The organism is Janthinobacterium sp. HH106 (assembly GCF_001758725.1).
Lineage (GTDB): Bacteria > Pseudomonadota > Gammaproteobacteria > Burkholderiales > Burkholderiaceae_D > Janthinobacterium.
This window is the reverse complement of the sequence record NZ_LRIC01000054.1, coordinates 1-1,046: the sequence shown is the minus strand read 5'-3', so window position 1 is coordinate 1,046 and position 1,046 is coordinate 1. Positions and strand designations below refer to the sequence as shown.

General features: G+C 64.2%; 1 protein-coding gene. It reads left to right on the top strand.

What is annotated here, in order from left to right:
- Positions 1-1,046: sulfoacetaldehyde acetyltransferase (locus JAB8_RS20900; RefSeq protein WP_139143119.1), on the top strand; the 1,046-nt coding region annotated here is incomplete at both ends.

The following is a 1,046-nucleotide window of genomic DNA, read 5'->3' as shown; positions in this document are numbered from 1 at the left end:
CCCCACCGGCCCGCAAAAGATGACGCCTTCCGAAGCGTTCGTGGAAACCCTGGCCGCCAATGGCGTGACCGACATGTTCGGCATCATGGGCTCGGCCTTCATGGACCCGATGGACATTTTTGCCCCCGCCGGCATCCGCCTGATCCCCGTCGTGCACGAGCAGGGCGCTGGCCACATGGCTGACGGCTATGCCCGCGTCTCGGGCCGCCATGGCGTCGTCATCGGCCAGAACGGCCCCGGCATCAGCAATTGCGTCACCGCCATTGCCGCCGCCTACTGGGCGCACACGCCCGTCGTCATCATCACGCCGGAAACGGGCACGATGAGCATGGGCCTGGGCGGCTTCCAGGAAGCGAACCAGTTGCCGATGTTCGAGGAATTCACGAAATACCAGGGTCATGTGACCAATCCGGCCCGCATGGCGGAATTCACGGGCCGCTGCTTCGACCGCGCCATGTCGGAAATGGGCCCGACGCAATTGAACATCCCGCGCGACTATTTTTATGGCGAAATCAAGGCCGAGATCCCGAAACCGAACCGCCTGGACCGTGGCGCCGGCGGCGAGCAAAGCCTCAACGATGCGGCCGAGCTCTTGGCCAAGGCCAAGTTCCCCGTGATTATCTCGGGCGGCGGCGTGGTCATGGGCGAAGCGATCGAAGAGTGCAAGGCCCTGGCCGAGCGCCTCGGCGCCCCCGTCGTGAACAGCTATCTGCATAACGATTCCTTCCCCGCCAGCCACCCGCTGTGGTGCGGCCCGCTGGGCTACCAGGGTTCCAAGGCGGCGATGAAACTGATCGCCAAGGCCGACGTCGTCGTCGCTTTGGGTTCGCGCCTGGGACCGTTCGGCACCTTGCCGCAGCACGGCATGGATTACTGGCCGAAGAACGCGAAGATCATCCAGATCGATGCGGACAACAAGATGCTGGGCCTGGTCAAAAAGATTTCGGTCGGCATCTGCGGCGATGCCAAGGCGGCCGCCAAGGCGATTATTGCCCGCCTCGATGGCAAGACGCTGGACTGCGACGCCACGCGCGACGCGCGCTATG